We start from the raw sequence: 6751 nt of genomic DNA on the forward strand, positions 1-6751 counted from the left end.
GCGGAGCATTGGCACGATAATCCGATAGTCACTGAAATCCGATAGTCACTGAAGCATGCGGCGCGGGCGTGAGAAATCACTTTCTGGCCGCTTTGGCCACATCAAGCCTGCGCAGGTGGCAGGTGACTTCTTCGCGGTCGTGGTAGAGCTGTTTGCAGCCGATCGACACCCGTACGCCACGCGCCTGAAAGCCTTCTTCGATACGGTCGAGCAATCGGCGTACTTCGGCGTAGCGCTGTTTCATCGGCAGTTTGAGGTTGACCACTGCTTCGCGGCACAGGCCTTCACCCAGCCAGGTTTCCAGCAACGCGGCATTGCGCGCAGGCTTCTCGACGATGTCGCAGACCATCCAGTCCACCGGGTGCCGGGGTTTGTAGGTAAAACCGTCAGCCATCAAGTGCTGGACCAGCCCGGTATCCATCAGGCTTTCCGCCATCGGCCCGTTATCGATGGCCGTCACCAGCATGCCCCGGCGCACCAGTTGATACGTCCAGCCACCCGGTGCGGCGCCAAGGTCCACGCCGGTCATGTCGCCGGAAAGGCGTTCGTCCCACTGGTCTCTGGGGATGAAATGGTGCCATGCCTCTTCCAGCTTCAAGGTGGAACGGCTAGGCGCCTCGCGGGGAAACTTGAGGCGCGGGATGCCCATCGGCCACATGGCAGAGTTGTCCGCGTCGGCCAGACCGAGAAACACTTCACGGCCACTCTTGAAGGTCAGTAACAGACGCGGCTTGCGCGGATCGTCAACCAGCTTGCCTGCCTGCATCAGAGCCTTGCGCAGCGGTGCCTCGAACTTCCTGCAGAAATTCGACAGCTCCTTGCCGTCGTTGGTATCCACGACCTCAAGCCACAGGCTGCCGCAGGCCGGAAACGCCGAAAGCTGCGCAAGGATCACACTGATGCGGTCGGTTTCCGGCAACTCGAGAAACATCCCCCGCGCCCATTGCCGGGGAAAGATCAGCGCGTCGAAACGCTGACCATTCATCAACCGTTCGGCACCATCCGCCTCGGTGCAGATGAATTCGGCAAAGGCGGTATCGGGACGTGCCTTGGCATACCCGGCCACGTCCAGGCGCGCGGCGTGATCAGATATCTCCGAGCAGACTTCGCCCTCAAAACCGGGTCGGCAGTGCATAAACAGTGTATTCATGGGTTACTCCTGGGCGGTGGGCACTCGGGCGTAACCCCGCAGACTTAAAAGCCGCGCATGATAGCCCAATCCAGGAACCACTGGTGCTGCACAACAGTCCACAGCAGTTGAAGCCTGATGCGGCGCTCCCGACCTGATGCACATGGAGCCCGTGAACCGATGTTCGGAGAACAATCCAGAAAGGAGACATTCATGCCCTCCCTTGATAGCCTGAAGAGCCTGAAAACGCTCGAAATCGACAACAAGACCTACCATTATTTCAGCCTGCCGGAAGCTGCCCGCTCCCTTGGCGACCTCGACAAGCTGCCCATGTCACTCAAAGTGCTGCTGGAAAACCTGCTGCGTTGGGAGGACAACAAGACCGTCACCGGTAACGACCTCAAGGCTATTGCCGACTGGCTGACCGAGCGCCGTTCGGACCGGGAAATTCAATACCGCCCTGCCCGCGTGCTGATGCAGGACTTCACCGGTGTGCCGGCAGTGGTCGATCTGGCCGCCATGCGCGCTGCCGTGGCCAAGGCTGGGGGTGACCCGCAACGCATCAACCCGCTGTCCCCGGTGGACCTGGTGATCGACCACTCGGTGATGGTCGACAAGTTTGGCAACGCCGAGGCGTTCGGCGAGAACGTCGACATCGAGATGCAGCGCAACGGTGAGCGCTACGCGTTCCTGCGCTGGGGCCAGAGCGCTTTCGATAATTTCAGCGTGGTGCCGCCCGGCACCGGCATTTGCCATCAGGTGAACCTCGAATACCTGGGCCGCACGGTATGGACCAAGGAAGAGGACGGCCGCACTTACGCATTCCCCGACACGCTGGTCGGTACCGACTCGCACACCACGATGATCAATGGCCTGGGCGTACTGGGCTGGGGCGTGGGCGGTATCGAAGCCGAAGCGGCGATGCTTGGCCAGCCAGTGTCGATGCTGATCCCGGAAGTCATCGGTTTCAGGCTGACCGGCAAATTGAAGGAAGGCATCACCGCCACCGATCTGGTGCTGACGGTCACCCAGATGCTGCGCAAGAAAGGTGTGGTCGGCAAGTTTGTCGAGTTCTACGGCGACGGCCTGGCTGATCTGCCACTGGCAGACCGGGCGACCATTGCCAACATGGCACCGGAATACGGCGCGACCTGTGGTTTCTTCCCGGTCGATGAGGTGACGCTGGACTACCTGCGTCTGTCCGGTCGTCCTGACGAGACCGTCAAGCTGGTCGAGGCGTATTGCAAAGCTCAGGGCCTGTGGCGTCTGGCAGGTCAGGAACCGGTGTTCAGCGACAGTCTGGAACTGGACATGAGTACCGTGGAAGCCAGCCTTGCAGGCCCCAAACGTCCTCAAGACCGTGTCGCGCTGCCGAATGTATCCAAGGCATTCAGCGACTTTCTCGGTTTGCAGGTCAAGCCCGCCAAGGTCGACGAAGGTCGTCTGGAAAGCGAAGGCGGCGGCGGTGTCGCGGTGGGCAACGAGGCTCAGGTCAGCGGTGAAACCCAGTATGAGTACAACGGCCAGACCTATAACCTGAAGGACGGTGCCGTGGTCATCGCGGCGATCACCTCCTGCACCAACACCTCAAACCCCAGCGTCATGATGGCCGCCGGGCTGGTGGCAAAAAAAGCTGTCGAGAAAGGCCTGAAGCGCAAGCCCTGGGTGAAAAGCTCGCTGGCACCCGGTTCGAAAGTCGTGACCGACTATTACAACGCGGCAGGTCTGACCCAATACCTCGACGCCCTGGGCTTCGATCTGGTGGGTTACGGCTGCACCACCTGTATCGGTAACTCCGGCCCACTGCTGGAGCCTATCGAAAAAGCCATTCAGCAATCCGACCTGACAGTGGCCTCGGTGCTCTCGGGCAACCGCAACTTCGAGGGTCGCGTCCATCCGCTGGTCAAGACCAACTGGCTGGCATCGCCGCCTCTGGTGGTCGCCTACGCACTGGCAGGCTCGGTGCGAATCGACATCAGCAGCGAGCCACTGGGCGAAGGGTCGGACGGGAAACCGGTTTACCTGCGCGATATCTGGCCAAGCCAGCAGGAAATCGCCGATGCGGTGGCCAGCGTCAACACCGGTATGTTCCACAAGGAATACGCCGAAGTGTTTGCCGGTGACGAACAATGGCAAGCCATCGAAGTGCCACAGGCCGCCACTTATGTCTGGCAGGACGACTCCACGTACATTCAGCACCCGCCGTTCTTCGAAGACATCGGTGGTCCATTACCGGTTATCGAAGACGTGGAAAACGCGCGCATCCTCGCCTTGCTGGGCGACTCGGTGACCACCGACCACATCTCCCCTGCCGGGAATATCAAGGTCGACAGCCCCGCCGGACGCTACCTTCAGGAAAAAGGCGTCAAGTATCAGGACTTCAACTCCTACGGCTCACGCCGCGGTAACCACGAAGTGATGATGCGCGGCACTTTCGCCAATATCCGCATTCGCAACGAAATGCTCGGCGGTGAGGAAGGCGGTAACACGTTGCATGTGCCCTCCGGCGAAAAGCTGGCGATATACGATGCAGCCATGCGCTACCAGGCAGAAAATACGCCGCTGGTGATCATCGCGGGGCTGGAATACGGCACTGGCTCCAGTCGCGACTGGGCGGCCAAGGGTACTAATCTGTTAGGCGTCAAGGCTGTCATCGCCGAAAGCTTCGAACGGATTCACCGCTCGAATCTGGTCGGTATGGGCGTGCTGCCTTCGCAGTTCAAGAACGGCCAGACCCGCAAGACACTGGGCCTGACCGGCAAGGAAACGCTGAAAATCACCGGACTGACCAACGCCGACGTGCAACCAGGCATGAGCCTGACTCTGCATATCAACCGCGAAGACGGCAGCAAGGAAACCGTTGACGTGCTGTGCCGCATCGACACGCTTAACGAGGTGGAATACTTCAAGGCGGGGGGCATTCTGCATTACGTGTTGCGACAGCTGATCGCTTCCTGAAACGCATTGCCTGACACGCAGCCTGCCCCAGCTTAGGGGTCAGGCTCGTGCATGAAGATTTGTCTAAGCTCAAACCGGCATCGCTGGACGTCGGATAGAATCCTGGGCTTCTTGAAGCAGGATGTATCTCATGAGTACGAGGCACTGGCTGGTTCTCTTTCTTCTGAGTGCTGGCTACGCGCTTGCACTGTCCTATGGCAGCCTTGCCCCTTCTGCGGCCGCAAGTTTCAGCCTGTTGCTCCTCGCCTGGTTATGCGTGGCGTTGCCCTCCCATCAATACATCCGCCTTTTTGGTCACGCGCTGTTTATTGTGACGGGCCTCGCGTTGGCTTTTCATCTGGCACCCGGCTTCAATAGCGCGCAAGTCATCGAGGCCACCCGATTCACGACCGATGCCCAGGTTTTTTCCATGTCGCTTTATCTGGACAAGCCTCTGATCGGCTTCTGGCTGATACTGGCCTGCCCGTGGATCATGCCCAGGGTCGACATGACCCATTCGCTGCAAACCGGCGTTCTCGCGCTGATCGTGACGTCAGCGTTCTGCATGACAGCAGCCGTCATTCTCAACGTTGTAGGCTGGGCACCCAAATGGCCTGATCAAGGCCTGATATGGCTGCTCAACAACCTGTTGCTGGTGACCCTGACCGAAGAACTGTTTTTTCGCGCATATCTGCAAGGCGGTCTGCAGCGCCTGTTCAAGGGCTCTAGGTTTGCGAGCGCACTGTCGATCACCCTTGCTGCAAGCCTGTTCGGGCTCGCTCACACAGGCGCCGGCTGGGAGTGGATAGTGTTGGCGAGCATGGCAGGTGTGGGTTACGGCATCGCGTTTCGTTTTGGTGGCCTGCAAGCGGCGATCATCAGTCACTTCGGTCTGAATCTGGTGCACTTCGGGCTTTTCACCTACCCCATGCTTGGCCGGTAATGCTGACTGCCCGGTCATTTGTGACGCACCGCTCAATTTATCGACACGCCGGCCGATAACACACCATAGTCTTCCGGATCGAAGGATCGAAACCCAATGCGCAACAACCAGCCCATCACTCAACATGAGCGGACTTTTCCTGCCGAGCAGCGACTGATCTCCACCACCGACACCCGCGGTACGATCACGTATTGCAACGATGCCTTCGTCGACATCAGTGGTTACAGCGAGGCGGAACTGCTCGGTGCAGCGCACAACACCGTGCGTCACCCGGACGTGCCACCTGCGGTTTTCGAGCACATGTGGACCACTCTCAAAACCGGGCAGCCGTGGATGGGCATCGTCAAGAATCGCTGCAAGAACGGCGATCATTACTGGGTCAACGCCTACGTAACGCCGATGCTGGAAAACCGCAAGGTGGTGGGTTTCGAGTCGGTACGCATCAAACCGACAGCCGAACAGATCCGTCGTGCCGAGGCGCTTTATGCCCGGATCAACAAGGGCAAGAGCGCGATACCAAGCCGCGACAAGTGGCTGCCGGTACTTCAGGACTGGCTGCCGTTCATTCTGGTCAGTCAACTGAGCTTCCTGATCGGCGTATGGCTCAACTCGCATTGGGGCTTTGCCCTGGCGGCGGCGCTTTCAGTGCCACTGGGCCTGCTGGGGTTGTCCTGGCAGCAGCGCGGCACCAAACGTTTGTTGCGCCTGGCCGAGCAGACGACCTCTGACCCACTCATCGCACAGATGTATACCGACAGCCGTGGCCCACAAGCGCGCCTGGAAATGTCGATCCTCAGCCAGGAAGCACGTCTGAAGACTTGTCTCACGCGTTTGCAGGACACCGCCGAACACTTGACCAGTCAGGCTCGTCAGTCCAACTCGCTGGCCAATGCCAGTTCGACCGGGCTGGAGCGCCAGCGTGTGGAAACCGAGCAGGTCGCCGCCGCGATCAACCAGATGGCCGCCACCACCCAGGAAGTCGCCAGCCACGTAAACCGTGCTGCCGATGCCACCCAGCAGGCCAATGAACTGACGCGTCGCGGCCGCGATATCGCCGGTGAAACCCGCGAAGCCATTCAGCGCCTGTCCACCTCGGTGGGTGAAACCGGCCTGACCGTGACCCGACTGGCCAAGGACAGCGATGAAATCGGCGGCGTGGTCGATGTGATCAAAGGCATCGCCGACCAGACCAACCTGCTGGCCCTAAACGCCGCGATCGAAGCGGCGCGCGCCGGCGAGATGGGCCGCGGCTTTGCGGTCGTGGCGGATGAAGTACGCCAGTTGGCGCAACGCACTGCTGAGTCCACCGGGCAGATCCATGGTCTGATCGCCAAACTGCAGCAGACCGCCAACGACGCGGTACAAACCATGGACGCAGGTCGCCGTCAGGCAGAAGAAGGCGTGGCCCGGGTGCTGGAAGCGGACCAGGCACTGGTGGGCATCAGCGAGGCCGTCGCCAACATCACTGACATGACCACCCAGATCGCCACCGCCACTGAAGAGCAAAGCGCCGTCGCCGAGGAGATCAACCGCAATATCACCACCATCGCCAGCCTGGCTGACCAGACATCGGACGAAGCCCATCGCTCGGCAGTGTTGAGTGGTGAACTGACCGATACGGCAAACTCGCAGTATTCGTTGGTGGAGCGATTTAATCGCTGAGACTTGAGACTGTTTTCAACGCCTCGACAAACTTCGGTTGGTCGGGGCTTTTTTATGGAACGCTAGGAGGGTGTAGACAA

Annotated in this window: 4 protein-coding genes; 3 read left to right on the forward strand and 1 reads right to left on the reverse strand. The window is 59.9% G+C overall.

The features are described 5' to 3' along the window. Positions 1 to 76: 76 nt before the first annotated feature. Complete coding sequence (gene rlmM / locus ALO64_RS12480) at positions 77 to 1150, reverse strand: 23S rRNA (cytidine(2498)-2'-O)-methyltransferase RlmM (protein WP_044344410.1); 1074 nt, start codon at positions 1148 to 1150, stop codon at positions 77 to 79. 192 nt (positions 1151 to 1342) lie between these two features. Between rlmM and acnA the strand changes: the two genes are divergently transcribed. The 3 genes from acnA to ALO64_RS12495 all read left to right on the forward strand — a co-directional run bounded on the left by acnA (position 1343) and on the right by ALO64_RS12495 (position 6671). Next, positions 1343 to 4087, forward strand: a complete 2745-nt coding sequence (gene acnA, locus ALO64_RS12485; RefSeq protein ID WP_044344409.1) for an aconitate hydratase AcnA — start codon at positions 1343 to 1345, stop codon at positions 4085 to 4087. 130 nt (positions 4088 to 4217) lie between these two features. Further along, entirely contained in the window at positions 4218 to 5009 is a 792-nt protein-coding gene (locus tag ALO64_RS12490) for a CPBP family intramembrane glutamic endopeptidase (RefSeq protein WP_044344408.1), read from the forward strand. A 96-nt stretch (positions 5010 to 5105) separates the two neighbouring features. Continuing rightward, complete coding sequence (locus tag ALO64_RS12495) at positions 5106 to 6671, forward strand: methyl-accepting chemotaxis protein (RefSeq protein ID WP_044344407.1); 1566 nt, start codon at positions 5106 to 5108, stop codon at positions 6669 to 6671. Positions 6672 to 6751: the final 80 nt, after the last annotated feature.

This window comes from Pseudomonas meliae (genome assembly GCF_001400515.1).
GTDB lineage: Bacteria > Pseudomonadota > Gammaproteobacteria > Pseudomonadales > Pseudomonadaceae > Aquipseudomonas > Aquipseudomonas amygdali.

Coding starts and splice junctions, on each gene's coding strand:
- rlmM (WP_044344410.1), bottom strand. CDS start 1,150: ATGAATACACTGTTTATGCACTGCCGACCCGGTTTTGAGGGCGAAGTC.
- acnA (WP_044344409.1), top strand. CDS start 1,343: ATGCCCTCCCTTGATAGCCTGAAGAGCCTGAAAACGCTCGAAATCGAC.
- ALO64_RS12490 (WP_044344408.1), top strand. CDS start 4,218: ATGAGTACGAGGCACTGGCTGGTTCTCTTTCTTCTGAGTGCTGGCTAC.
- ALO64_RS12495 (WP_044344407.1), top strand. CDS start 5,106: ATGCGCAACAACCAGCCCATCACTCAACATGAGCGGACTTTTCCTGCC.